20 protein-coding genes, 5 tRNA genes and 1 riboswitch are annotated in these 23,060 nt (G+C 63.3%); of the genes, 11 read left to right on the forward strand and 14 right to left on the reverse strand.

Features of this window, described 5'->3' with window-relative positions; all coding sequences use genetic code 11:
• Positions 1 to 27: 27 nt before the first annotated feature.
• The 9 genes from ACLRDN_RS16265 to apbC form a co-directional block, all read right to left on the reverse strand.
• The gene (locus ACLRDN_RS16265; protein ID WP_413457132.1) at positions 28 to 1,281 is read right to left on the reverse strand and encodes an FAD-dependent oxidoreductase; all 1,254 of its coding nucleotides are present in this window, start codon (positions 1,279 to 1,281) and stop codon (positions 28 to 30) included.
• 2 nt (positions 1,282 to 1,283) lie between these two features.
• Positions 1,284 to 2,087 (reverse strand): enoyl-CoA hydratase-related protein, encoded by an 804-nt coding sequence (locus ACLRDN_RS16270; protein ID WP_413457133.1) that lies wholly within the window; start codon positions 2,085 to 2,087, stop codon positions 1,284 to 1,286.
• Positions 2,088 to 2,604: 517 nt separating this feature from the next.
• Positions 2,605 to 2,680 (reverse strand) — tRNA-Glu (locus ACLRDN_RS16275).
• A 73-nt stretch (positions 2,681 to 2,753) separates the two neighbouring features.
• A tRNA-Ala gene (locus ACLRDN_RS16280) sits at positions 2,754 to 2,829 on the reverse strand.
• A gap of 110 nt (positions 2,830 to 2,939) precedes the next feature.
• A tRNA-Glu gene (locus ACLRDN_RS16285) sits at positions 2,940 to 3,015 on the reverse strand.
• 56 nt (positions 3,016 to 3,071) lie between these two features.
• Positions 3,072 to 3,147: transfer RNA gene (locus ACLRDN_RS16290), tRNA-Glu, on the reverse strand.
• Between the two features lie 80 nt (positions 3,148 to 3,227).
• A tRNA-Ala gene (locus ACLRDN_RS16295) sits at positions 3,228 to 3,303 on the reverse strand.
• Between the two features lie 73 nt (positions 3,304 to 3,376).
• Complete coding sequence (gene gltX / locus ACLRDN_RS16300; protein ID WP_413457134.1) at positions 3,377 to 4,777, reverse strand: glutamate--tRNA ligase; 1,401 nt, start codon at positions 4,775 to 4,777, stop codon at positions 3,377 to 3,379.
• Between the two features lie 135 nt (positions 4,778 to 4,912).
• Entirely contained in the window at positions 4,913 to 6,001 is a 1,089-nt protein-coding gene (apbC, locus tag ACLRDN_RS16305) for an iron-sulfur cluster carrier protein ApbC (RefSeq protein WP_134136079.1), read from the reverse strand.
• 230 nt (positions 6,002 to 6,231) lie between these two features.
• Between apbC and metG the strand changes: the two genes are divergently transcribed.
• The 7 genes from metG to ACLRDN_RS16340 all read left to right on the forward strand — a co-directional run bounded on the left by metG (position 6,232) and on the right by ACLRDN_RS16340 (position 14,169).
• Entirely contained in the window at positions 6,232 to 8,295 is a 2,064-nt protein-coding gene (gene metG / locus ACLRDN_RS16310) for a methionine--tRNA ligase (RefSeq protein ID WP_413457135.1), read from the forward strand.
• 41 nt (positions 8,296 to 8,336) lie between these two features.
• The gene (locus tag ACLRDN_RS16315) at positions 8,337 to 8,816 is read left to right on the forward strand and encodes a GNAT family N-acetyltransferase (protein ID WP_413457136.1); all 480 of its coding nucleotides are present in this window, start codon (positions 8,337 to 8,339) and stop codon (positions 8,814 to 8,816) included.
• Positions 8,817 to 9,038: 222 nt separating this feature from the next.
• Positions 9,039 to 10,019 (forward strand): sugar-binding transcriptional regulator, encoded by a 981-nt coding sequence (locus ACLRDN_RS16320; protein WP_413457137.1) that lies wholly within the window; start codon positions 9,039 to 9,041, stop codon positions 10,017 to 10,019.
• Between the two features lie 24 nt (positions 10,020 to 10,043).
• Positions 10,044 to 11,093: an ABC transporter ATP-binding protein gene (locus ACLRDN_RS16325; protein ID WP_413457138.1), complete on the forward strand. Its 1,050-nt coding sequence runs from the start codon at positions 10,044 to 10,046 to the stop codon at positions 11,091 to 11,093.
• Between the two features lie 53 nt (positions 11,094 to 11,146).
• A complete protein-coding gene (locus ACLRDN_RS16330) occupies positions 11,147 to 12,439 on the forward strand; it encodes an ABC transporter substrate-binding protein (RefSeq protein WP_413457139.1) in 1,293 nt (430 codons plus the stop codon).
• 27 nt (positions 12,440 to 12,466) lie between these two features.
• Positions 12,467 to 13,342, forward strand: coding sequence for a carbohydrate ABC transporter permease (locus ACLRDN_RS16335; protein WP_209566932.1), 876 nt, complete (start codon positions 12,467 to 12,469; stop codon positions 13,340 to 13,342).
• Entirely contained in the window at positions 13,339 to 14,169 is an 831-nt protein-coding gene (locus ACLRDN_RS16340) for a carbohydrate ABC transporter permease (RefSeq protein WP_209535709.1), read from the forward strand. The genes ACLRDN_RS16335 and ACLRDN_RS16340 overlap by 4 nt, the downstream gene beginning before the upstream one ends.
• A 12-nt stretch (positions 14,170 to 14,181) precedes the next feature.
• On the opposite strand, the gene bamE is transcribed toward ACLRDN_RS16340, so the two are convergent.
• Positions 14,182 to 14,709, reverse strand: coding sequence for an outer membrane protein assembly factor BamE (gene bamE, locus ACLRDN_RS16345; protein ID WP_413457140.1), 528 nt, complete (start codon positions 14,707 to 14,709; stop codon positions 14,182 to 14,184).
• Positions 14,710 to 14,780: 71 nt separating this feature from the next.
• Here bamE and ACLRDN_RS16350 point away from each other — a divergent pair, with 71 nt between their 5' ends.
• From ACLRDN_RS16350 to ACLRDN_RS16365, 4 genes are all read left to right on the forward strand, one after another.
• Positions 14,781 to 14,984 carry a DUF3460 family protein gene (locus ACLRDN_RS16350; protein WP_034337181.1) on the forward strand — a complete coding sequence of 68 codons (204 nt, stop codon included), beginning with the start codon at positions 14,781 to 14,783 and terminating at the stop codon, positions 14,982 to 14,984.
• A 9-nt stretch (positions 14,985 to 14,993) separates the two neighbouring features.
• Positions 14,994 to 15,890 (forward strand): segregation and condensation protein A, encoded by an 897-nt coding sequence (locus tag ACLRDN_RS16355; protein ID WP_134222841.1) that lies wholly within the window; start codon positions 14,994 to 14,996, stop codon positions 15,888 to 15,890.
• A gap of 89 nt (positions 15,891 to 15,979) precedes the next feature.
• The gene (panC, locus tag ACLRDN_RS16360) at positions 15,980 to 16,819 is read left to right on the forward strand and encodes a pantoate--beta-alanine ligase (RefSeq protein WP_413457141.1); all 840 of its coding nucleotides are present in this window, start codon (positions 15,980 to 15,982) and stop codon (positions 16,817 to 16,819) included.
• Positions 16,820 to 16,822: 3 nt separating this feature from the next.
• A complete protein-coding gene (locus tag ACLRDN_RS16365; protein ID WP_413457142.1) occupies positions 16,823 to 17,710 on the forward strand; it encodes a cobalamin-binding protein in 888 nt (295 codons plus the stop codon).
• Positions 17,711 to 17,797: 87 nt separating this feature from the next.
• Here ACLRDN_RS16365 and ACLRDN_RS16370 read toward each other — a convergent pair whose 3' ends face one another.
• The 4 genes from ACLRDN_RS16370 to ACLRDN_RS16385 all read right to left on the reverse strand — a co-directional run bounded on the left by ACLRDN_RS16370 (position 17,798) and on the right by ACLRDN_RS16385 (position 22,338).
• Positions 17,798 to 18,397, reverse strand: a complete 600-nt coding sequence (locus ACLRDN_RS16370; protein WP_413457143.1) for an outer membrane protein — start codon at positions 18,395 to 18,397, stop codon at positions 17,798 to 17,800.
• Positions 18,398 to 18,588: 191 nt separating this feature from the next.
• Positions 18,589 to 19,356 (reverse strand): ABC transporter ATP-binding protein, encoded by a 768-nt coding sequence (locus ACLRDN_RS16375; protein ID WP_413457144.1) that lies wholly within the window; start codon positions 19,354 to 19,356, stop codon positions 18,589 to 18,591.
• On the reverse strand, positions 19,356 to 20,339 hold the full coding sequence (locus ACLRDN_RS16380) for a FecCD family ABC transporter permease (protein WP_413457145.1): 984 nt from the start codon (positions 20,337 to 20,339) through the stop codon (positions 19,356 to 19,358). The genes ACLRDN_RS16375 and ACLRDN_RS16380 overlap by 1 nt, the downstream gene beginning before the upstream one ends.
• 22 nt (positions 20,340 to 20,361) lie before the next feature.
• The gene (locus tag ACLRDN_RS16385) at positions 20,362 to 22,338 is read right to left on the reverse strand and encodes a TonB-dependent receptor (RefSeq protein WP_413457146.1); all 1,977 of its coding nucleotides are present in this window, start codon (positions 22,336 to 22,338) and stop codon (positions 20,362 to 20,364) included.
• A 79-nt stretch (positions 22,339 to 22,417) separates the two neighbouring features.
• Positions 22,418 to 22,689, reverse strand: a riboswitch (cobalamin riboswitch).
• Between the last annotated feature and the right edge of the window lie 371 nt (positions 22,690 to 23,060).

The raw sequence follows: 23,060 nt of genomic DNA on the forward strand, positions 1-23,060 counted from the left end.
GAAAATGGCTTCCCGGGTTGAACCCGATCAGCCCAGGGCCGAGGGCTGGGGTGCGATGTTCCAGTCGCGCTCCTGCAAGCCAATCGAGGTGAAGGGATCGACCAAGGTGCCGGCCACCATCCGCGCCAACATGTGCGGTGCAGGCGGCACCACCGACAAGCGCGCCGCCAATTGGTCGCGCACCCAAGGCAAGCACACCGAATCGGACTGGTAGAACGGCGTGAACATCGCCGACATCGCCTGGAAGGTCCGCACGTGGCGGCGGCGCGAAGCGGCATAGCGGGGCAGCGCTTGTTGCAGCGTATCGGACTGCTGCAGGGCGTGAATCAGCGCCCGTGCATCGAGCAAGGCCATGTTGGCCCCCTGCCCCAGCTGCGGGCTGGTGGAGTGGGCGGCATCGCCTATGATGGCCAGCCGCTGGCCATACGGCGAAGGCAGGGTGTGATGGCCGTAACGCGCCAGCGTCATCTGCTCGAAGCCATCGATCTGGGCCAGATAGGGTTCACACTCCGGCCACAGCGCATGAATTCCCTCCTTCCATGCTTGCAGCCCCCGTTGCTTGAGCTGCTCCACCTGGTCCGGCTTGGTACTCCAGAAGAAGGCCACCATGGGATCATCCTGCTGCCTCGGGCGGCCGATGGGCAGCACCCCGATCATGGTGCTGGCGCGACGATAGCGCTGCACCAGCGAATTCGCACCGAACGACAGGCCAGGCCGGGCGCGCAAGGAAACCCAGAAGGCTCCATAGGGCAGGCGCTTCGGCTCGCAGGTATTGAGCGCGTGGCGGCGCAGCAGCGAACGGGCACCACTGGCATCGATGACCAGATCGAAGGGACCGATGCGGCGGCCATCCGCAGTGCTCAGGCTGGCACCTGCGCTGCCCTGTTCCAGGCCGTTGATCTCATGGCCGGTTTCAGCTTCGATCCCCTCCCGCTGCGCCGCTTCCTGCAGGACGCCGAACAGGGCCGCACGATGGACCGCTATGCCATAGCGTCCTCCGCGTACGGCGTCATACCGCACATCCAGCACCGTCTTGCCGCTGAGGGCGTCCGCTCCGTAGAGGCGGTCGATGCGCTGGCCCAGCGCGGCGATGCGCGAGAACAGACCCAGGTCTTCCAGTACTGTCAGTCCGGTGGGCTGCAGGATCAGGCCGGAACCGACTGGCGCGGCCGTGACGAAGCGTTCCAGCAAGGTAACGCGGTGGCCGGCGCGCTTGAGATAGAGCGCCATGGCCAATCCGGCCGGACCGGCACCGGCGATGGCTACGTGCATGGATTTCATGTTTATCCTGCTGAAGAGGAAGCGCGTGTCCAGGCCGGGGCGTCTTTTTCGAGGAAGGCGCGCAGGCCCTCCCGCCCTTCCGGGGAGGCGCGCAGGTCGGCGATGACGCCGGCCGTATATTCCGCCAGTTCAGGCGTGACCTGCAGCGGATTGGCGACCTGTACCAGTTGCTTGGCGGCGCGCATGGCCTGTGGTCCATTGGCCAGCAAGGTATCGATCACTTGCAGCACCTTGGCATCCAGTTCCTGGGCCAGCACCACTTCATGCACCAGGCCAATGGCGGCGGCACGGATGGCCGAGAAACGCTCGCCAGAGACGAAGAAGCGGCGCGCCTGCGATACGCCCATCTTGGCGATCACGTACGGGCTGATGGCGGCCGGAGCCAGGCCCAGCTTGACTTCGGAAAGTGCAAAGAAGGCCGCCTCGGAAGCCACCACGATGTCGCAGCACGAGACCAGGCCGACACCGCCACCCATCACTGCGCCTTGGACCTTGGCCACCGTCGGTGCCGGGAAGCTGTTGAGGGTTTCCATCAGCAGTGCCAGCTTGCGGGCATCGCGCAGATTGTCCTCGCGCGAGGCGTCGGCCATGCGGCGCATCCAGGCCAGGTCGGCACCGGCGGAGAAGGACTTGCCGGTGGAGGCCAGCAGCAGGACGCGGGTGCGCTTGTCGTCACGCGCCTCGTTGATGAGGTCGATCAGGTGGGCGATCAGTTGATCGTCGAAGGCATTGTGGACATCAGGGCGGTTGAGGGTCAGCGTGGCCAGGCCACGAGGGTCGATGTCGAGATGGGCGGCTGCGGTCATGAAGGCTCCTGCGGTGAGGTTTGCCGGGAGGATAGCGCAAAATGCCGGGGGAAAATGTTACTTGAGAGACAAATGCACTAGGTGCCAGCAGACAAAAAAGCCCGCTTGCGCGGGCTTTCGGTTGGCTGGGGTGGCTTGGATTGCGTTCTGTGCGCGCTCAGTCGTAGGCTAACGCTCGCTGCGCGAGCGAGGGATTCGCCCACGTGCCGCGGGCCCGGTTTCGCTTGCAAGCGAAACCTTTCGAATCCCCCCGCGATGTGCTCAAGCACATCGCTAGGTGCCACCAAACAAAAAAGCCCGCTTGCGCGGGCTTTCAGCTGGCTGGGGTGGCTTGGATTGCGTTCCGTGCGCGCTCAGTCGTAGGCTAACGCTCGCTGCGCGAGCGAGGGATTCGCCCACGTGCCGCGGGCCCGGTTTCGCTTGCAAGCGAAACCCTTCGAATCCCCCCCGCGATGTGCTCAAGCACATCGCTAGGGGCCACCAAATAAAAAAGCCCGCTTGCGCGGGCTTTTTTATTTGGCGTCCCCTGGGGGATTCGAACCCCCGTACTCACCGTGAAAGGGTGATGTCCTAGGCCTCTAGACGAAGGGGACAAAACGGTTACAACTACAACATTCCTCGAATCAGCTCTTCCGCCAATTCACCCCACATTTCCATGCGGGTCGCTGGTGGAGGTAAGCGGGATCGAACCGCTGACCTCTTGCATGCCATGCAAGCGCTCTCCCAGCTGAGCTATACCCCCTGCGAAAGGAAAAGTCCCAAACTACAGACTATCCAACCTCAAGGTAGCCTGATCAATCAGACTACTTCAACTTTCCAACAATCCGGCGGCAACCGGACTGCCTCACAACCTGGCGTCCCCTGGGGGATTCGAACCCCCGTACTCACCGTGAAAGGGTGATGTCCTAGGCCTCTAGACGAAGGGGACACTGTACCGCTACATACCTGCGCTGCCTGCTGGGTGACAGCGCAGATATCGAAATCTGGCGTCCCCTGGGGGATTCGAACCCCCGTACTCACCGTGAAAGGGTGATGTCCTAGGCCTCTAGACGAAGGGGACAAGCAGGTACTTCACATTACTTCTTACTTCTACACTTCAAGCTTCGCCTGAAATATCACCGCCAAACATCTGCGGGTCGCTGGTGGAGGTAAGCGGGATCGAACCGCTGACCTCTTGCATGCCATGCAAGCGCTCTCCCAGCTGAGCTATACCCCCGTTGCGAAGAAGCGAGATTATGCAATACCTCTTTTCAAAAGACAACAGATTTTTGAAAAATAATTTCTTTTTTTCAAAGATATGCCGCCAAACGTGCCTCTACAGCCTCACGGCCAAACAATTGCAGCACGGCGTCAATGGCCGGCGTCTGCAATTGCCCCGCCACGATCAACCGCAACGGCATCGCCAGCTGCGGCATCTTGATGCCGTGCGCAGCCAGCACTTCCTTGATCATCGGCGCAATCGCTTCCTTGCTCCACTCCACCGTCGCCACGCGCTGGGCAAAGTCAGCCAGCGCCGGCTTGATCGCCTCGGTAATGTGCTGGGCCACCAGGGCCGCATCCGGGGCCGGCTGGCGATAGAACATCAGCGCCGCAGCCGCAATCTCGTTGACGGTATTGGCACGATCCTTCAGCAGAGCAATCACGGCCGCCAGATCAGGCGCGCCCTCGAACACCGCACTCTGCGCCTGCAGCAACGGACGGACCAGATCCGCCAGGCGAGCGTTGTCGGCCAGCTTGATGTAATGGTTGTTGAGCCAGTTCAGCTTTTCCGGATTGAATTGCGCCGGGGCCTTGGTCAGGTGATCCAGGTCGAACCATTCGCAGAACTGCTGCATCGAGAAAATCTCGTCGTCACCATGGCTCCAGCCCAGGCGCGCCAGATAGTTCAGCATGGCCTCAGGCAGATAGCCCTGGGCCGGGTAATCCATTACGCTCACCGCACCGTGGCGCTTGGACAGCTTTTCGCCATCCGCACCCAGGATCATCGGCACGTGGCCATACTCGGGCAGCGTGCCGCCCAGGGCCTTGAGGATATTGATCTGGCGCGGCGTGTTGTTCACATGGTCATCGCCACGGATGACGTGGGTGATCTTCATGTCCCAGTCATCCACCACAACACAGAAGTTGTAGGTCGGCGTACCGTCCGGACGAGCAATCACCAGGTCATCCAGCTCACGGTTGGAGATGGTGATGGGGCCCTTGACCACATCATTCCAGCTGACTTCCCCGTCTTGCGGATTCTTGAAACGCACCACCGGCTTGCGGCCTTCCGGGATCGCCGGCAAGGTCTTGCCCGGCTCGGGACGCCAGGTGCCGTCGTAGCGCGGCTTCTCGCCGGCCGCACGCTGGCGCTCGCGCATGGCTTCCACTTCTTCCGGGGTGCAGTAGCAATAGTAGGCCGTGCCCTGCTCCAGCATCTGGCCGATCACTTCGCGATAGCGATCCATGCGCTTCATCTGGTAGAACGGACCTTCGTCATGCTCCAGCCCCAGCCACTGCATGCCCTCGATGATGGCCTGCACCGCTTCCGGGGTGGAACGCTCGACGTCGGTATCTTCGATGCGCAGCACGAACGTGCCGCCGAAGCGACGGGCGTAGGCCCAGGAGAACAGCGCCGTGCGGGCGCCGCCCAGGTGCAGGTAGCCAGTGGGACTGGGAGCGAAACGGGTACGAACTTGAGTGGCAGTCATGATAGCGAGTAAAAATCAGGCCGGTCCTGGAATGCCAGGGCCGGCCATCGGTCAAGCAAAGGAATTCGGAAAGGCGTCATTTTAACGCCTTTGCAGGGCGGCACGCCATGCCGGCGGCCCGCCCCGGGGCGCACATCAGTCGTTCTGCACCACGATGCTGGGGAACTTGCTGGTCATGTCGCGCGCCTTCTCGGCCACCTTCACGGCCACCTTGCGGGCGATGGCTTTGTAGATCTCGGCCACCTTGCCGTCCGGATCGGCCACCACGGTGGGCTTGCCGGAATCGGTCTGCTGGCGGATCTCCATGGTCAGCGGCAAGGCCCCCAGGAAGTCCACGCCGAAGTCCGCACACATCTTCTCGCCACCGCCCACGCCGAAAATGGGCTCGGCATGGCCGCAGTTGGAACAGACGTGCATGCTCATGTTTTCCACGATCCCCAGGATGGGGATGCCAACCTTCTCGAACATGCGCAAACCCTTGCGGGCATCCAGCAGAGCGATGTCCTGCGGGGTGGTGACGATGACCGCACCGGTGACCGGCACCTTTTGCGACAAGGTCAGCTGCACATCGCCAGTGCCCGGCGGCATGTCGACGATCAGGTAATCCAGGTCGCGCCAGTTGGTCTGGTCCAGCAGTTGCTGCAGGGCTTGCGTGACGATGGGGCCGCGCCAGACCATGGGCTCGTCCGGATCGATCATGAAACCGATGGACGAGACCTGCAGGCCGTGGTTTTCCAGCGGCTCCATGGTCTTGCCATCCTTGGTCTCGGGCTGGCCGGAGATGCCCATCATCATGGGCTGCGAAGGGCCATAGATATCGGCATCCAGGATACCCACGCGCGCGCCCTCGGCCGACAGCGCCAGCGCCAGGTTGACCGCCGTGGTGGACTTGCCCACCCCGCCCTTGCCCGAGGCCACGGCGATGATGTTCTTGACGTTGCTCTTGAGCTTGATGCCGCGCTGCACCGCGTGCGCCACGATCTTGAAGTAGACGTTGGCCTCGACTGCGGTCACGCCCGGCAGCTTGCCCAGCGCCTCTTCAACCAGCTGGCGGATAGGTGCAATCTGGCTGGCCGCCGGATAGCCCAGCTCCACATCCAGCAGCACGCGGCCAGCCTCGACGCGGATGTTGCGGGCTTCCTTGCCACGGATCATGTCCTTGCCGGTATTGGGGTCGATCACCTGCAACAGGGCCGCCTTGATCTCTTCCACGGTAATGCTCATTGGTTCTCCTTGCTCAGAACCCGCAAGTCTAAACCAATCGCGCCAGGCCCGCCCTGTGCGGCAATCAAACCACCCTTGCACTAAGCTTCACTTTGATTGCAATGGAGCAACTACTGCGCCCAAGGCCCTGTGGCTGATAGAATGCCCCTCTTTCATGGCAGTTTTCTTGCAGCTTTCTTGCTTTTTCGGCGCGCACGCGCCTTAACCTACTTGCATCGTCCGTATCGCCAATGAGCACTTCCGCACCTCGCCAACTCTTCGTCACGACCGCACTCCCCTACGCCAACGGCGCTTTCCACATCGGCCACATCATGGAATACATCCAGGCCGATATCTGGGTCCGGTTCCAGCGAATGCAGGGCAATGAGGTGCACTTCGTCGGTGCCGACGACGCCCACGGCGCGCCCATCATGATCGCCGCCGAAAAGGCCAACATCACGCCGCAGCAGTTCGTGGCCAACATCGCCGCCGGCCGCAAGCAGTACCTGGATGGCTTCCACATCGCCTTCGACAACTGGAGCTCCACCGACAGCCCCGAGAACCATGAACTGTCCCAGGAGATCTACCGCGCCCTGCGCGACGAGGCCAAGCTGATCTCCACCAAGACCATCGACCAGTTCTACGATCCGGTGAAGAACATGTTCCTGCCGGACCGCTACATCAAGGGCGAATGCCCCAAGTGCGGTACCAAGGACCAGTACGGCGACTCCTGCGAGAACTGCAGCGCGGTCTATTCCCCGACCGACCTGAAGAATCCTTACTCGACCCTCTCGGGCGCCACGCCCGTGATGAAGTCGTCTGAACATTTCTTCTTCAAGCTGTCGGATCCGAAGTGCGTGGCCTTCCTGCGCGAATGGGCGCTGGACAGCAACCGCCTGCAACCGGAAGTGGCCAACAAGGCCCGCGAATGGCTGGACGGCGAAGGCGGCCTGGGCGACTGGGACATCAGCCGCGATGCGCCCTACTTCGGCATCGAGATTCCGGACGCACCGGGCAAGTACTTCTACGTCTGGCTGGACGCGCCCATCGGCTACCTGGCTTCGCTGAAGAATTACTTCGTCAAGACCGGCCGCGACTTCGATGCCTTCATGGCCAATGACAAGACCGAGCAGTATCACTTCATCGGCAAGGACATCACCTACTTCCACACCCTGTTCTGGCCCGCCATGCTCAAGTTCGCCGGCCGCAAGACGCCGACCAACGTGTTCGCGCACGGCTTCATTACGGTCAGCGGCGAGAAGATGTCCAAGTCGCGCGGCACCGGCATCTCGCCGCTGCGCTACCTGGATATCGGCATGAATCCGGAATGGCTGCGCTACTACATCGCCGCCAAGTTGAACGCGAAGGTGGAAGACGTGGACTTCAACCCGGACGACTTCGTCGCCCGCGTCAACGCCGACCTGATCGGCAAGTACGTCAACATCGCCAGCCGCGCTGCCGGCTTCATCGCCAAGCGCTTCGAAGGCCGCGTCTCCACCCAGTGGGCGACTGCCGATGACGCATTCCTGGCCAAGCTGCGCGGCGTGGCCGAGGAGATCCGCAGCCTCTACGAGCAGCGCGAATACGGCAAGGCCCTGCGCCTGGTGATGGAACAAGCCGACGCCATCAATGCCTACGTGGACGCCAACAAGCCTTGGGAACTGGCCAAGGACAGCAGCAAGGATGCGCAATTGCACGAAGTCTGCAGCCGCCTGCTCGAAGCCTTCCGCATCCTGACCGTCTACCTGAAGCCGGTGCTGCCGCAACTGGCTGCCCAGGTGGAAGCCTTCCTGCAGGTCCAGCCCTTCCAGTGGAACGATGTGGCCGTGCCGCTGGCCGATGGCCACGTCATCAATGCCTATTCGCACCTGATGCAGCGCGTCGATCCCAAGATGCTCGATGCCCTGTTCGAAGCGCCGGAAGCGCCTGCGGCCACACCCGCAGCGGCAGAAAGCGCCATCGAAGAACTGGCGCCGGAAATCTCCATCGATGACTTCGCCAAGGTCGACCTGCGCATCGCCAAGATCGTCAACTGCGAAGCCGTGGAAGGCTCCACCAAGCTGCTGCGCCTGACCTTGGACGCCGGTGAAGGCCGTACCCGCAATGTCTTCTCGGGCATCGCCTCGGCCTACAAGCCGGAAGAACTGGTCGGCAAGCTGACCGTGATGGTGGCCAACCTGGCGCCGCGCAAGATGAAGTTCGGTGTCTCCGAAGGCATGGTGCTGGCCGCCTCCGCCAAGGACGAGAAGGCCAATCCGGGCATCTACGTGCTCAACCCCTGGCCGGGTGCCGAGCCGGGCATGCGCGTGCGCTAAGGCCATCGCTGTCGTTTGCCTGTGCAGGAGGAAAGAACGTCATGAACCTGGTGATACGCGAAGCCACCTCGGAAGATGCCAGCCTGATCGCCGAACTGACCCGTCACAGCTGGGCCAACAAGGTTGCGCCCAGTTCTTCGGGCCACCGCGAAGCACCCGACCATGTGCAGGAAGACCTGCAGCATGGGGGCGCCTTCATCCTGCTCAGTGGCGAGACGCCTGCCGGTTCGGTGCGCTGGCTGCCCCTGGACACCGAAAGCGATGTCTGGGAAATCCTCCGCATGGGCATCGCCCCGGCGTTCCGGGGTGAACGCCTGTCCCAGCACCTGATGGAAGCCCTGATCCATCGTGCCCAGTCAGCCGATGTGCGCGAATTGCGGCTGGCGGTACGCACCGATCAGGTGCAGCTGGTGGACCTGTATGCCGCCTTCGGCTTCGAGATCGCGCCGGAACTGGAATACACCCGCGCCAATCCGCAGGAAGCCCCGCCCATCGTGATGCGGCGCGTGATGCGGCACTGATGTTTCTCCTCCTGTGATCCCCCTTGAAAGCGACGCCTGGTGCGTCGCTTTTCTTTTGCCTCCCCGCCACCTCGGCAAATTGGAACGTTTGTTCATCAAGCGGTAACAATCGCTCGCTACCATCGTGAAAACGTTGTCAGGAGGCCAAGCCGGCCTGGCCTGCCGGGGGGCAGTCCAAGGGCATGCGCCATCAGTTCACATTCACAGGTAAGCACAATAACAATGGCCCAAGGGGATAGACAGGAAACTGCCTACATGGCGGTGCGCGTAGCGCGGCTCTACTACTTCCAGAACATGACCACCGCCGCGATTGCCGACGAAATCGGTACTTCGCGCGCGACCGTCTCGCGCCTGCTGTCCTTTGCACTGGACCGTGGCCTGGTGGAAATCCGCGTGCACGATCCGCAGCAGGTCTCCGGCAGCCTGGAAGCGGCCATCGCCCATCACTATCGGCTGCGGTCGATCCAGGTCGTTCCGGTGGCGGCCGCCGCCACCGACAAGGAAACCCTGCAGCGGGTCACCTGCCACGCCGCCGCCTACGTCAATTCCCTGGTCACGCCGGGCACCGTCATCGGCCTGGCCTGGGGCACTACCGTGGCACAGATCGCCGACCAACTGCTGCCGCGCCACGTGCATGACGTGGACGTGGTCGCCTTGAATGGTTCCGGCAGCGGTGCCAGCTTCATCAACAGCTTCAGCGAATCCATCGTCTCGCGCTTTGCGCAGAACTATGGTGCACGCGCCCATCACCTGCCGGTGCCGGCCTTCTTCGACTATCCCGAAACGCGCACGGCGCTGTGGCGAGAAAAGAGCATCAAGGCCATCCGCGACCTGCAGGAACGCGCCTCCATCCTGCTGTTCTCCATCGGGGCCGAGGCCACCGGCAGCTATATCCATACCGCCGGCTATCTGGGTGAAGAAGAACGCCAGATCCTGCGCGACGAAGGCCTGGTCGGCGACATCGCCACCGTCTTCTTCCGCGCCGACGGCTCCTGGCGCGATGTGGCCTTCAATGCCCGCAACAGCGGCCCGGACATGGCGTGCTTTGCGCGCGCCGCGCATTCGCTGTGCGTGGTCTCCGGCACCGGCAAGCTGCCGGGCCTCAAGGCCGCACTGCGCGGCGGCTTCATCAACGAACTGATCATCGACGAACCGAGCGCGCGCCTGCTGGTGGAGCAGATCCGCAGCGGCGCGGCGGCGTGATCGCATCTCCACGAGGAAACCAGCATGGCAGCCATCTCCTTGCAGGGCGTCTGCAAGCACTGGGGTCAAGCCCAGGCGGTGAGCAACATCGATTTCGAGGTCAAGTCGGGGCAGTTCACCGTCCTGCTGGGGCCTTCCGGCTGCGGCAAGTCGACCACCCTGCGCCTGATCGCAGGACTGGACAAACCCACTTCCGGCAGCATCCACATCGGCGGCCGCGATGTCACGCAACTGCCCCCGGCCCAGCGCCAGATTTCCATGGTGTTCCAGTCGTATGCGCTGTTCCCGCACCTGAGCGTGCGCGACAACATTCTCTTCGGCGTGCGCGTGCGCAAGGAGCCGCGTGCAGGCCATGCGTCGCGCCTGAAACGCGTGGCCGACATTCTCGGCCTGTCGCACCTGCTGGAGCGCCGCCCGGCACAGCTCTCCGGCGGCCAGCAGCAGCGCGTGGCGCTGGGCCGCGCCATCATTGCCGATGCGCCGGTCTGCCTGATGGATGAACCGCTCTCCAACCTCGATGCGCAGCTGCGCCAGGAAATGCGGCGCGAGATCCGCGCCCTGCAGCAGCAGCTCAACATGACCATGGTCTACGTCACCCACGACCAGACCGAAGCCATGAGCATGGCCGACCAGGTGATCCTGCTGCGTGAAGGCCGCATCGAACAGGACGCAGCGCCCGCCGATCTCTACGCCCAGCCGGCCACAGCCTTTGCCGCCCGCTTCATCGGCACGCCGCCGATGAACCTGCTGCCCCTGCAAGCGCATGCGCAAGGCCTGGCCATTGCCGGTAGCAACGTGGTGTTGCAGGAGCCCGGCCAGACACCCCTGCAACTCGGGCTGCGCCCCGAACACATCCGCCTGGCAGCGGCCAGCGAGGCCACCGCGCCCGCCTTGGTGGAGACGGTCGAATACTTCGGTGCCGACACCATCATCGGCGCCCGCATCGGCAACGCCTCGCTGCTGGTGCGCGCGCCGGGGCAACACCAGTTCAACCCGGGCGAAACGGTTCACCTGGCCTGGGACGCCCGCGACCAGTATTTCTTCGACCAGGAGAGCGGCCTGCGCCGCTCCTGATCCCCACGACGATTTCCGCAGCAAGCCAACCTTCCACCTCATGGAGATGCATCATGCGTAGAACCTTCCTCAAGTCCCTGGCCGCCCTGGCCGTCTCGGCCACCTTCTGTGCACCGGTACTGGCCGCCAATCCGGTCGAGATCAGCTTCTATTACCCGGTCGCCGTGGGCGGTGCGGTCACCAAGACCATCGACAGCATGGTGGCCGATTTCGAGAAGGCCAACCCGGACATCAAGGTCAAGGCCATCTATGCCGGCACCTACCAGGAAAGCATCGTCAAGGCACTGACCGCCTTCAAGGGCGGCACCCCGCCGACCCTGGCCGTGCTGCTCTCGACCGACCTCTTCACCCTGATCGACGAGAACGCCATCGTCCCCATCGACAGCCTGGCCAGCAGCGCCGAAGACAAGAAGTGGATCGACGGCTTCTACAAGGGTTTCATGGAAAACAGCCAGACCGAAGGCAAGACCTGGGGCATTCCCTTCCAGCGCTCGACCATCGTGATGTACTACAACAAGAACCTGTTCAAGGAAGCCGGCCTGAACCCCGACAAGGCCCCCGCCAACTGGACCGAGATGGTGGAAGCCGCCAAGAAGCTGACCAAGCGCGATGCCGCCGGCAACGTCAGCCAGTGGGGTGTGAAGATTCCTTCCACCGGCTTCGGCTACTGGATGTTCCAGGCCATGACCGCTTCCAATGACACGATCCTCATGAACAGCGCCGGCACCAAGACCTACTTCGACAAGCCGGGCGCCGTGCAGGCCCTGCAGCACTGGGTCGACCTGACCACCAAAGACAAGGTGATGCCGGCCGGCTCCATCGAGTGGGGCACCACACCCAAGGACTTCCTGGAGCAGAAGGCTGCCATGGTCTGGACCACCACCGGCAACCTGACCAACATCCGCACCAACGCCAGCTTCCCCTTCGGCGTGGGCATGCTGCCGGGCATCAAGCACCCTGGCAGCCCCACCGGCGGCGGCAACTTCTACGTCTTCAACAAGACCTCGCCGGCCGAGCAGCAGGCCGCCATGAAGTTCATCCGCTTCGCCACCGAACCGGCGCGCGCGGCGCAGTGGTCCATTGCCACCGGCTATGTGGCCCCGCGCCAGGATGCCTGGGATACCCCGGAAATGAAGAAATATTTGCAGGACGTCCCGGCCGCCGACGTGGCGCGCGAGCAGATGAAGTATGGCGTGGCTGAACTGTCCACCCACGACAACCAGCGCGTAACCAAGGCCCTGAACGACAACCTGCAGGCAGCGCTGTCCGGCACCAAAACACCGGAGGCCGCCCTGAAGGATGCCCAGCGCGAAGCCGAGCGCATCCTGCGCGCCTACGGCCGCTAAGCGCGGTCCGTTGCACAAGGCCTGCCGATGAAACGCCTGCCCTCCTCCGTGCTGCCCTGGCTGCTGCTGTCACCGGCCATGGTGCTGCTGATCGCCTTCACGCACTATCCGGCGCTGGCCACGCTCTGGCACAGCTTCTTCTCCACGCCCAAGGGAGGCCGCCCGTCGGTCTTCGTCGGGCTGGAGAATTACCGGCTGATGGCGGAGGACCCGGTGTTCTGGCAGGCCCTGTGCAACAACCTCTGGTTCGCCCTCGGCACCATCCCGCTGGCCATCGCCCTGGCCATCCTGATGGCGCTGTGGGTCAACGAGAAACTGGCCGGGCGCGGTGTGCTGCGCCTGGCCTATTTCACGCCGACGGTGCTGCCGATGATCGCGGTGGCCAATATCTGGCTGTTCTTCTATACCCCGCAATACGGCCTGCTGGAACAGATCACCGGTGCGCTGGGCCTGCCCTCGCACAACTGGCTGGGCAATCCGCAAACCGTGCTGGGTGCGCTGATGGTGGTGGCGGTGTGGAAGGAAGCGGGATTCTTCATGATCTTCTACCTGGCCGCCCTGCAGCAGATCTCGCCGGTGCTGGCCGAAGCCGCCGCACTTGAAGGGGCATCGCGCTGGCAATACTTCTGGCGCGTGCAGTTCCCGCTGCTCATGCCCACCACGCTGTTCGTGCTGATCAATGCGCTCATCAATGCCTTCCGCCTGGTGGATCACATCGTGGTAATGACCAAGGGCGGGCCGGACAATGCCAGCTCCCTGCTGCTGTACTACATCTATGAAGTTGGCTTCGCCTTCTGGGATTCTTCCTACGCCGCAGCCCTGACGGTAGTGCTGCTGGCCCTGCTGGGACTGATTGCGCTGGTGAAGTTTCGTGTACTTGACCGCAGGACCCACTACCAATGATCGCGCCTACCTCACCCTTCGCTGAGCGCCATCGCGCGCTGGAAACCGTCTCTGCCTGGGTGCTGGCGCTGCTGTGGCTGCTGCCGCTGCTGTATGCGCTGTGGACGGCCTTCCATCCGGCCGCCTACGCCACCCGCTTCGTGCCGGATGCACCGCTGACGCTGCAAAATTTTGCCAACGCCTGGCATGCCGCGCCGTTTCCGCGCTATTTCCTCAACACCTTCCTGCTGGTGACGATGATCCTGGCGGCGCAGCTGGTGCTGGCCACGCTGGCCGCCTATGCGTTTGCCCGATTCACTTTTCGGGGCAGCAATGTGATGTTCATGCTGGTACTGCTGCAACTGATGGTGATGCCCGACATCCTGATCGTGGAGAACTACCAGACCATGAACCTGCTGGGCCTGCGCGACACCATCCTCTCGATTGGCCTGCCCTACTTCGCCTCGGCGTTCGGCATCTTCCTGCTGCGCCAGACCTTCAAGACGGTGCCGCGCGAGCTGGATGAAGCGGCAACCGTGGAAGGCGCCTCGGCCTGGCAGATCCTGATGCAGGTCTATGTGCCGCTGGCCAAGCCGATCTATATCGCCTTCGGGCTGGTCTCGGTCAGTACCCACTGGAACAACTTCCTGTGGCCGCTGATCGTGACCAATTCGGTGGAATCGCGCCCGCTGACGGTGGGGCTGCAGGTGTTCTCCTCCACCGACCAGGGGGTGGACTGGTCCATCATCACGGCGGCCACGCTGATGACTTCTGCGCCTTTGCTGCTGGCGTTCCTGCTGTTCCAGCGGCAGTTCGTGCAGTCGTTCATGCGGGCGGGGATACGCTGAACCCGCAGGGGTTCAGTGGCCCGAGATTTCCGAAATCGAGGTGCGCACGACCTGCTTGGTGGTGATGTCGAAATGCACGTTGAAAAGCCGGTCCTCGTGCACGTAGTGATACTTCCAGTCCCACACTTCCTCATTCTTGCGGGTGAACTGCACCACGGTGCGCGGCCGGCCGAATTCGCGGCGGATCTGCTCGGTACTCATGCCGGGACGAATGGTGTCGAAATGTTCCTGCGTCAGCACCTGCGTGTAATCGATCAAGGTGCCGGAAGCACCGATACGGAACATCCAGGTCCGGATGCCTTCCGGTCCCTTGGGGTATTCCAGGGTTTTGGCCCCGCCACCGTCTTCCCAGACGGTATCGGGCTGGCCCATCACGGCGCGCACGTCGGCTTCGCTGGAAACACCCTTTTGCAGCTTGTCCAAACCGAACTCCTCAATGGGATTGCCGTTGCGGTCGCAGCCAAACATGGCCAAAGCAGCCAGCAAAGCGCCGAAATGACCGGCGTGGCGACGCAGGCGGGTGAAGATGGGTTCACGCATAGGTAATTGATTATCCCTGATGAAGACAAGGTAAAATACGGCTTCTGTGTAACATTTGGCCTGAAAATATCATGCTCTTCGGAAAAAAGACCACCTACGTATCTGAAATCACCCAGTTCATCGACGAACTGAAGACGAAGAACCCGAAGCTGGAAGAGTCCCAACGCGCCGGCCGCGCCCTGCTGTGGGACAAGGAACCGCTGGACCTGGACAAGTCCGCCCGTGACAAGGCTTCGCGCGTGGCCCAGCAGCCCTACGTCTACCAGAGCCACTAAGCTGTTCGCATGACGGTTCAAGCAGGTGGCCTGGACCCCGCCGGCCAGCCCGGCGCGGAACCCAGCGCCGACGCCATCGACATCACCCCCGCAGGCCAGCAGGACACCACGCCCGACGTGATCGACGGCGTGGCATTGGCACGCCTGTACGGCGAACCGCTGTTCCAGCTGCCCAATGACCTCTACATCCCGCCGGATGCGCTGGAAGTCTTCCTGGAAGCCTTCCAGGGTCCGCTGGACCTGCTGCTGTACCTGATCCGCAAGCAGAACTTCAACATCCTCGACATTCCGCTGGCGCAAGTCACCGCGCAATACCTGGAATACGTCGAGCAGATCCGCAAGCAGAACCTGGAACTGGCTGCCGAGTACCTGCTGATGGCCGCCATGCTCATCGAAATCAAGTCGCGCATGCTGCTGCCGGCCAAGAAGGCCGAGCCCGGCGAGGAGCCGGAAGATCCGCGCGCCGAGCTGGTGCGCCGCCTGCTGGAATATGAACAGATCAAGCTGGCCGCCCAGGAACTGGACCAGCTGCCGCAGGTCGGCCGCGACTACGTGCGCACCCAGGTCCACATCGAGCAGACCGTGGTCACGCGCTGGCCCGAGGTCGACATCGACGACCTCAAAGCGGTCTGGGCCGATATCCTCAAACGCGCCAAACTGACCCAGCATCACCACATCAGCCGCGAAGAACTGTCCGTGCGCGAGCACATGACGGGCATCTTGCGGCGTTTGCAGTCGGCGCGTTTCGTCGAGTTCTCGGACCTCTTCGATCCTTCGCGCGGGGTACCGGTGGTAGTGGTCAACTTCATCGCCCTGCTTGAGCTGGCCAAGGAAACGCTCATCGAAATCACCCAGGCCGAAGCCTTCGCGCCCATCTATGTCAGACTGTCGTACTCGCCCAGCTGAGCGGGCGCAGCCGACCGGCAACCGGGGCCGGACTGCGCAGGCTTGAGCGACAAGCCACGCGACGGTCCGCCCGTAACCAGAGAATCCGCATGAAAATCATTTCCTCCATCGAAGAACTCCGCGACCACCTGCGCGGCCAGTTGCGCACCGCCTTCGTGGCGACCATGGGCAACCTGCACGAAGGCCATCTGTCCCTGATGCGCCTGGCGCGTACCCACGGCGACCCGGTGGTGGCCTCGATCTTCGTGAACCGCCTGCAGTTCGGCCCCAACGAGGACTTCGACAAGTATCCCCGCACCTTCCAGGCCGATGTCGAAAAGCTGGAGAAGGAAGGCGTCTATGTCCTCTTCGCCCCCACCGAAAAGGACATGTACCCGGAACCGCAGGAATACCGCGTGCAGCCGCCCAATGACCTGGGCAACATCCTGGAGGGTGAATTCCGTCCCGGCTTCTTCACCGGGGTCTCCACCGTGGTGATGAAATTGTTTTCCTGCGTGCAGCCGCGCGTGGCCGTGTTCGGCAAAAAGGACTACCAGCAGCTCATGATTGTGCGCAACATGGCGCGCCAGTTCGCCCTGCCGACCGAAATCGTCGGTGCCGAAACCTACCGCGCCGACGACGGCCTGGCCCTGTCCTCGCGCAACGGCTACCTGTCGGCTGAAGAACGCGCCGAAGCGCCGCTGCTCTACAAGGTGCTCAACGATGTGGCCAATGAAGTGCGCGGCGGCCAGCACAACGTTGCCCTGGTCGAGCAACTGGCCATGGAACGCCTGGCCGGCCGTGGCTGGAAGCCAGATTATGTGGCCGTGCGCAAGCGCATCGACCTGCAGCCGCCGACGGCCGCCGACATGGAACAAGGCGCGCCGCTGGTCGTGCTGTCGGCCGCCAAGCTGGGTGCCACGCGCCTGATCGACAACCTGGAAATCTGATCCATGCGTGCGCTGGCGGCCTGGCTGCTCTCCCTCACCGGATGGCTGGCGGCCGGCGCAGCCCACGCCGGCATCACCGTCCAGGATGACCTGGGACAGAACGTCACCCTGCCCCAGCCGGCGCGCCGCATCGTCAGCCTGGCACCACATGTCACCGAACTGTTGTACGCGGCCGGCGCCGGCGAGCAGATCGTCGGTGCCAGCAATCACAGCGACTATCCCCCGCAAGCTGCCCGCCTGCCCAACCTGGGCGGCTACAACGCGCTCGACCTGGAGCGCATCGCCAGCCTCAAGCCCGATCTGGTCGTGGCCTGGCACAGCGGCAACAAACCCCTGCAACTGGCGCGCCTGCGCAGCCTGGGCATTCCCGTCTTCGAGAGCCAGCCGGCCGATTTCGGCATGATCGCTACGTCGCTGGAACGACTGGGCCAGCTGGCCGGCACCGAGGCCACTGCACAAGCGACGGCGGCCGCCTTCCGTGCGCGCTGGCAGCAGCTGGAAGCGCAGTATCGCGGCCGTGCCCCGGTGAGCGTGTTCTATCAGATCTGGAGCCAGCCGCTGATGACGCTCAACGGAGCGCACATGGTGTCGTCCGTGCTGCGCCTGTGCGGCGGGCGCAACATCTTTGCCGACCTGCCGCAACTGGCGCCCACGGTCAGCGTGGAAGCCGTCGTGGCGGCCGATCCGCAGGTGATCCTGACGGCCGGCGACGCGCGCGACCAGCCGCTGGAGCGCTGGAAGCAATTCCCGCGCTTGCGCGCAGTACGCCAGGCACAGCTCTACACGGTCAATGCGGATTGGCTCAACCGCGCCGGCCCCCGGGTGCTGGAGGCTGCGCAAGAAGTCTGCGGCAAGCTGGAGCAGGCACGCCTTGCGGCGCCAGCGCCCTGAGCCCTGCACCGGCACTCATCGGGTCTTGACGAAAAAAATCCCTCCGCAAGGGAGGGATTTCAAGACCCGCAAACCTGCAGGCAAAGCTTAGAACTTGTACTTCACACCAGCCGAGTACAGATTCATCTTGTTTTCACTTTCGCCACCCAGCTTTTCGAAGCGGGTGTAGCCGACGTTGATGCCGACGTTCTGTGCCACGGCGAATTCATAGCCCAGGCCGAACAGGTAACCGGTACCGGTCACCGAACCGCTGCTGTTGCCGGCCGGCTGGTTCAACGACACGGAGACCTTGGAATGGGTTGCACCCGCCTTCAGGTACAGGCCCGGGACGAATTCGGTGAACTTGTAGATCAAGGACAGATCGGCACCCTTGACGTCAGCCTTGACGTTGTAGCGCACGGTACCGGTGCGGTTGGTGCCGTCTTGCTTGAAATCGTCGGTAGCGAAGTAGCCCAGTTCAACAGCGAAGTTCTTGTTGATCTGATATCCAACCAGTGCGCGCAGGGCAGCGGCTTCATTGGTTTCGGAGGTCTTCACGCCATTGGTCGGGGTGGCGATGGCGCTGATGGAGGCGATGCCGCCTTCCAGGCCGATGTACACGCCGCTGTCGACGGTCTGTGCAGCCACCGAACCGGCGGCCATCATTGCTGCGATTGCTGCGACTGCTGCTGCGATATTCTTTTTCATTCCTGATTTCCCTAAATAATTGTCAGAACTTCGTCAGGGTTTTCCCCGGGGGAAATTATATCGGGAGATGAGAATACGTAAATATCAGTAAAGAGATTGCGGGTGACTTTTTCAGATTTTTTGTTGAAATACAACATATTGCCGTACGAGAATATGAATCAGTTTGCAACCGTTGCGTCTTTGCGCCGCCGCTACCTCGCCACGAAGACCACCCCATGCTGGCTGGCGAGCAGATCAAACCGGCAGCCGAAGGCCGCGGCCAGGAAGGCCGGCTGCATCACGGTGTCCACGCTGCCGGCCCGGGCATCCGTGCCATCAAGCAGCAGAATGTGAGAGGCAAAGCGCCGTGCCAGATTAATGTCATGACAACTCGCCACCACCGCCTTGCCCTGCTGTGCCAGGCCTTGCAGCAACTGCATGACTTGCAACTGCGCGGCGATGTCCTGGTGGGAGGTCGGTTCGTCCAGCAGATAGATCTCCGGCGACTGCACCAGCAAGGTCGCCAGCGCCACGCGTTGACGCTCCCCGCCTGAGAGGCGCAGCACATCCTGGGCGCCGAGATGGGCCAGGCCGACCTGCTCCAGCGCTTCCCGCGCCAGGCTGAGGTTGGCGCCGGGGCCACCCCAACCATCGCCGTGGGCGAAGCGGCCCGCCATGACGGCGTCCAGCACCGGCAGGGAAAACGCATCCTGCTGGTGCTGCAGTACCAGCCCGCGCTGCAGCGCCAGCTGCAATGGCGAGAAGGCCGACAAGGCTTGCCCCTGCAGCAGCACTTCACCCTCAAACGGATGCAAACCGGCCACCGAGTGCAACAGGGTGCTCTTGCCAATGCCATTGCGCCCGAGCACGCACCAGAATTCTCCGGCCTGCACACGCCAATCCAAACCTTGCAGAAGCGCCCGCGACCCGGCACGCACAGTCAGCTGGCGCGCCTGCAAGAGCACAGGAGGAGTGGGCATCACGGGCGGCTCCTCGCCAGCAGCCACAGGAACAGAGGCACCCCCACCAGCGCCGTGACCACGCCCACCGGCAGCTGGACAGGCGCCACCACCGTGCGCGCCAGCAAGTCGGCCAGGGCCAGCATCGCCCCGCCTGCCAGCACGCACGCCGGCAGCAGCAGGCGCTGGTCATTGCCCAGCAGCAGCCGCAGGCCGTGCGGCACCACCAGCCCGACGAAGCCGATGGTCCCCGCCATGGCCACCGCGCAGGCAGTACAAGCCGCCGCCACGCACAGCAGCATCACCCGCAGCCCCCGCACCGGCACGCCCAGCAATTGCGCAAAAGCGTCGCCGCGCGCGAGCAAGTTCAGCGAAGGCGCGTGGCGCCAGCTCCACAGCAGCGCCAGCAACAGCACCAGCGCTGCCAACGGCAGCAGGCGCGCATCATCGAGGTCGCCAATGAGCCAGAACACCATGCCGCGCAACTGCGCATCCGGTGCGATCGACAAGGCCAGGGAAATGACGGCGCCAAACCCTGCGGCCAGCATCACTCCGGTCAACAGCAGGCGCTGGCTGGAGAGCAAGGGCGACACCGCCAAATGCCGCAGCGAGGAACGCACCAGCCCGAACAGCAGCAGCATCGCCAGACCCGCGCCCAGCAAGGCCCCGGGCGCAGTGACGGCCTGCACCGGCCAGCCCAGCCGCAGGGCTGCCAACATGGCCAGCAAGGCTCCTGCCGCCGAGCCGCCCGACAAGCCCAATACGTAGGGATCGGCCAGCGGATTGCGCAACAGCACCTGCATCAGCGCCCCCGACAAGGCCAGCGCGCCGCCCACCGCAAAGGCGGTCAGCGCGCGCGGCACGCGCAACGACAGCAGCAGCGCCACATTGTCGGCCGAAGCCGAAGGACGCAAACAGCCCGTACTGCCGCACAGCACTGCCGCCGACAAGGCCAGCAGGGACAGCAGCAGCAAGGCGCACAGCACGGGCAGGTAACGTCGCATCGGTGGCAGGGTCAGGTCAGCATCAGAAGTCGTAGCGGGCGGTGAATTTTACTGCCCGTCCGTCCTCCGGGTAGATACCGGAGACCGACCCGCCGCTGCAGTCATAGGCCTGCGAGTAATACTTCCGATCAGCCAGGTTGGTGCCGGTGACGGCAAATTCCCAGGCGCTCACCCGCACCGCATAGCGGGCATCGAACGTCGTGAAGGACGGCATGCGCGCGCAGGTGTTGGCAAAGTCGTTGCCCATGCGCTGGCGGTCCACCCAGCGCGCGCCGATGTCGGCGCTTTGCTGTCCGGACTTCCAGTTCAGGCGGGTCGACAGCGTATTGGCCGGCACCAGCGCCAGTTGCTTGCCGCTGTTGTCGCCCTGGTCGAAACGGGCGTCGATGTGCTGGTAGGTGGCATTCCAGGCGAGCGTCTCAGTCAGCTGCACGCGCCCTTCCAGCTCCACGCCCTGGTGACGGGTCGGGGCCAGGTTGCTGTTGGCGCCGAAGCCGCCGTTGGCGGTGGGGTCGTAATACAGCTCGTCGCGTACGCGATGGCGGAACCAGCGCAGCGTCACCTGGCGCGCCGTATTGCCCAGGGTCGCACCCAGTTCGAGGTCATGCGAAACCTGAGGTTTCAGGACCGCGCCGCTGGGCAAGGCCGTAAAGCCGTTCTCGTCGGCGGTGGCCAGGCGATAGCTCTGGCCGGTCTTGACGAAGCCGCGCAGCAGCGGCAGCGGCGCATAGCTGGCCTGCAAGTCCCAGGCGTTGACCGCACTGCTGCGGCCATAGGCACCGGAAACGCTCTGCTGGGTGAACTGTTCGCGGCGCACACCGCCGGCAAGGCGGGCATTGCGGTCGAACTCGATTTCATCGCGCAGGTACAGCGCCTTCGAATGCTGGGAGGCATCGCTGTTGCCATAGCTGGCATTGGTGGCCGAACTCCATTCGGCCAGGTCCACGCCGGCAATGGCCTCGTTCTTCCACCGGCCGCTGTCGAGCACGTGGCGCAGGCGCGGCGAGAACTGGGTGGTGCGGATATTGGCTTGCGCGGTGGAAGCGCTGCTCACATAGGTAGAGCGCGAGATCTTCTCACGATGCGACAGCTCGGCCGCCACGTCGAAGGCACCAAAGCGGCGCTCCAGGAAGGCCGTGATGCTGTCGTTGTCATAGGAGCCATGGTCCAGCGGCTTGCTGGTCTGGCGCGCATTGGCCTCATATTGCGCTTGCGTCAGGCTGCCTGGCAGGCCGAAATCAGAGCGCGCGAGATTGGCGCGCAAGCCGAAACGCCAGTCGCTGGCGAACCATTGCACGGTGGTACTGAGGTTTTCCTGGTTGGACTTGCTGTTGTCGCGCCAGTTGTCGGCATGCGACCTGGCATAGCTGGCGTCGATGGACATGTTGTCCCAGCCGCGCGAAACCGCTGCCCGCCCGGCGCGCTGGCCGTTGCTGCCGACTTCGCCAACCAGGGTGCCGCGCACCGCATTGGCCTGCGGACGCCGCGTGATGATCTGGATCGTGCCGCCCGTGGCGCCGCTGCCGTAAAGCACGCTGCTGCCGCCGCGCACGATCTCAATGCGTTCAATGGTCTCGATGGGGATCGCCGACAGCAGCGGCGTGGCCAGTTCATTCTCTGAAATGCGCACGCCATCGACCAGCACTACCATGTTCTGATCGCCGTTGGTGCCAAAGCCGCGCAGGTCCAGCGGGAAGTCGCGCGGGCCGGACAGGCTCTGGCGCCCGTAGACGCCACCCAGCTTGCGGATGGCTTCATTGGCGTTGTCGATGCCGGCTTCGCGGATCTGCTCGGCGGTAATCACGGTGGCCGCCACCGGCGGAAACGCCGGGTCATTGGGAAAGCGCGAGGCCGAGACGACCACGGCCGACAATGGGGTATTGGCATCGGCAGCATGGCCGGCGGCGGCAATGGCCGAGAGGATCAGCGCGCTGGCGGTGCGCAGGGCAAAACGGGGGCGCGGACCGCCGCAGCGGGCCTGGAAAATAGCGATATGCATGAAAAAGTAAGCAATGAATAAATGCGGCTTGCCTCCCCGCAAGCTGCAATCAACGGAAAACCGCACCAGCATTGGCTGTGCGGCCTCCTCCTGTTCTGGCCGGTCTCCGGACTGCAGGCATGACGCTCGGCCTTCCCATGTGGCGAAGTGAAGCTTCGCGCAAAAAACACAGTGGCGTGGAAGAGCGTCTCGCCGGCGAGACGCAGCGCATCGTCACCGGCACCTGGTTACCGTTGCGGGGGCAGTACACCTTGGCCGGCCCTGCTGCTCTGTACAGGCGGACCGGCGCGTGTTTCCCGTTTAACTGCCGGCGAGGACACGCCGGCGGGCACCAAAAACGCGCCATTGTAGGCGTGCAGCGTGGCAGCCACAAGCCGCATGCCCCGGATGATGTAAATCAGCACAAGCGGGGGAAGTGCAATTGCTTTCAGGAAAAAGCCGGATAGAATTCATCCTCAGTGCTGTTATATAGAACAAATTCGATTTTTCTATCGAAAAACATTTGAATCGTGGTGTTCATCCATTTTTCGTGCTGGGGCCGAAAAATGGAAACAAATGGGGGATTTCACTCGCTGTTTGGCCGATGAGATGGCCGCAAGCGGTCCTATACTCGGCGCCATGGCATCGTCGACCGGTGGACCTTTGCGAGTCAGCCGGCCTTACTTGTCATCCTGAACGTTGTCGTGGTCTGCGGGCCTTCAGAGACTGCCTCTGGCTGCCGA

Origin of the sequence: Herbaspirillum huttiense (genome assembly GCF_047300815.1) — a bacterium.
Lineage (GTDB): Bacteria > Pseudomonadota > Gammaproteobacteria > Burkholderiales > Burkholderiaceae_D > Herbaspirillum > Herbaspirillum huttiense_A.

Excerpts from the sequence above, each read along its gene's own strand:
- ACLRDN_RS16320 (WP_413457137.1), top strand. The coding sequence starts at position 9,039 with ATGGCCCAAGGGGATAGACAGGAAACTGCCTACATGGCGGTGCGCGTA.
- bamE (WP_413457140.1), bottom strand. The coding sequence starts at position 14,709 with ATGCGTGAACCCATCTTCACCCGCCTGCGTCGCCACGCCGGTCATTTC.
- panC (WP_413457141.1), top strand. The coding sequence starts at position 15,980 with ATGAAAATCATTTCCTCCATCGAAGAACTCCGCGACCACCTGCGCGGC.
- ACLRDN_RS16330 (WP_413457139.1), top strand. The coding sequence starts at position 11,147 with ATGCGTAGAACCTTCCTCAAGTCCCTGGCCGCCCTGGCCGTCTCGGCC.
- ACLRDN_RS16380 (WP_413457145.1), bottom strand. The coding sequence starts at position 20,339 with ATGCGACGTTACCTGCCCGTGCTGTGCGCCTTGCTGCTGCTGTCCCTG.
- ACLRDN_RS16265 (WP_413457132.1), bottom strand. The coding sequence starts at position 1,281 with ATGAAATCCATGCACGTAGCCATCGCCGGTGCCGGTCCGGCCGGATTG.
- ACLRDN_RS16315 (WP_413457136.1), top strand. The coding sequence starts at position 8,337 with ATGAACCTGGTGATACGCGAAGCCACCTCGGAAGATGCCAGCCTGATC.
- ACLRDN_RS16350 (WP_034337181.1), top strand. The coding sequence starts at position 14,781 with ATGCTCTTCGGAAAAAAGACCACCTACGTATCTGAAATCACCCAGTTC.
- metG (WP_413457135.1), top strand. The coding sequence starts at position 6,232 with ATGAGCACTTCCGCACCTCGCCAACTCTTCGTCACGACCGCACTCCCC.
- ACLRDN_RS16370 (WP_413457143.1), bottom strand. The coding sequence starts at position 18,397 with ATGAAAAAGAATATCGCAGCAGCAGTCGCAGCAATCGCAGCAATGATG.
- ACLRDN_RS16340 (WP_209535709.1), top strand. The coding sequence starts at position 13,339 with ATGATCGCGCCTACCTCACCCTTCGCTGAGCGCCATCGCGCGCTGGAA.
- ACLRDN_RS16365 (WP_413457142.1), top strand. The coding sequence starts at position 16,823 with ATGCGTGCGCTGGCGGCCTGGCTGCTCTCCCTCACCGGATGGCTGGCG.
- ACLRDN_RS16355 (WP_134222841.1), top strand. The coding sequence starts at position 14,994 with ATGACGGTTCAAGCAGGTGGCCTGGACCCCGCCGGCCAGCCCGGCGCG.
- apbC (WP_134136079.1), bottom strand. The coding sequence starts at position 6,001 with ATGAGCATTACCGTGGAAGAGATCAAGGCGGCCCTGTTGCAGGTGATC.
- ACLRDN_RS16375 (WP_413457144.1), bottom strand. The coding sequence starts at position 19,356 with ATGCCCACTCCTCCTGTGCTCTTGCAGGCGCGCCAGCTGACTGTGCGT.
- ACLRDN_RS16325 (WP_413457138.1), top strand. The coding sequence starts at position 10,044 with ATGGCAGCCATCTCCTTGCAGGGCGTCTGCAAGCACTGGGGTCAAGCC.
- ACLRDN_RS16270 (WP_413457133.1), bottom strand. The coding sequence starts at position 2,087 with ATGACCGCAGCCGCCCATCTCGACATCGACCCTCGTGGCCTGGCCACG.
- ACLRDN_RS16385 (WP_413457146.1), bottom strand. The coding sequence starts at position 22,338 with ATGCATATCGCTATTTTCCAGGCCCGCTGCGGCGGTCCGCGCCCCCGT.
- ACLRDN_RS16335 (WP_209566932.1), top strand. The coding sequence starts at position 12,467 with ATGAAACGCCTGCCCTCCTCCGTGCTGCCCTGGCTGCTGCTGTCACCG.
- gltX (WP_413457134.1), bottom strand. The coding sequence starts at position 4,777 with ATGACTGCCACTCAAGTTCGTACCCGTTTCGCTCCCAGTCCCACTGGC.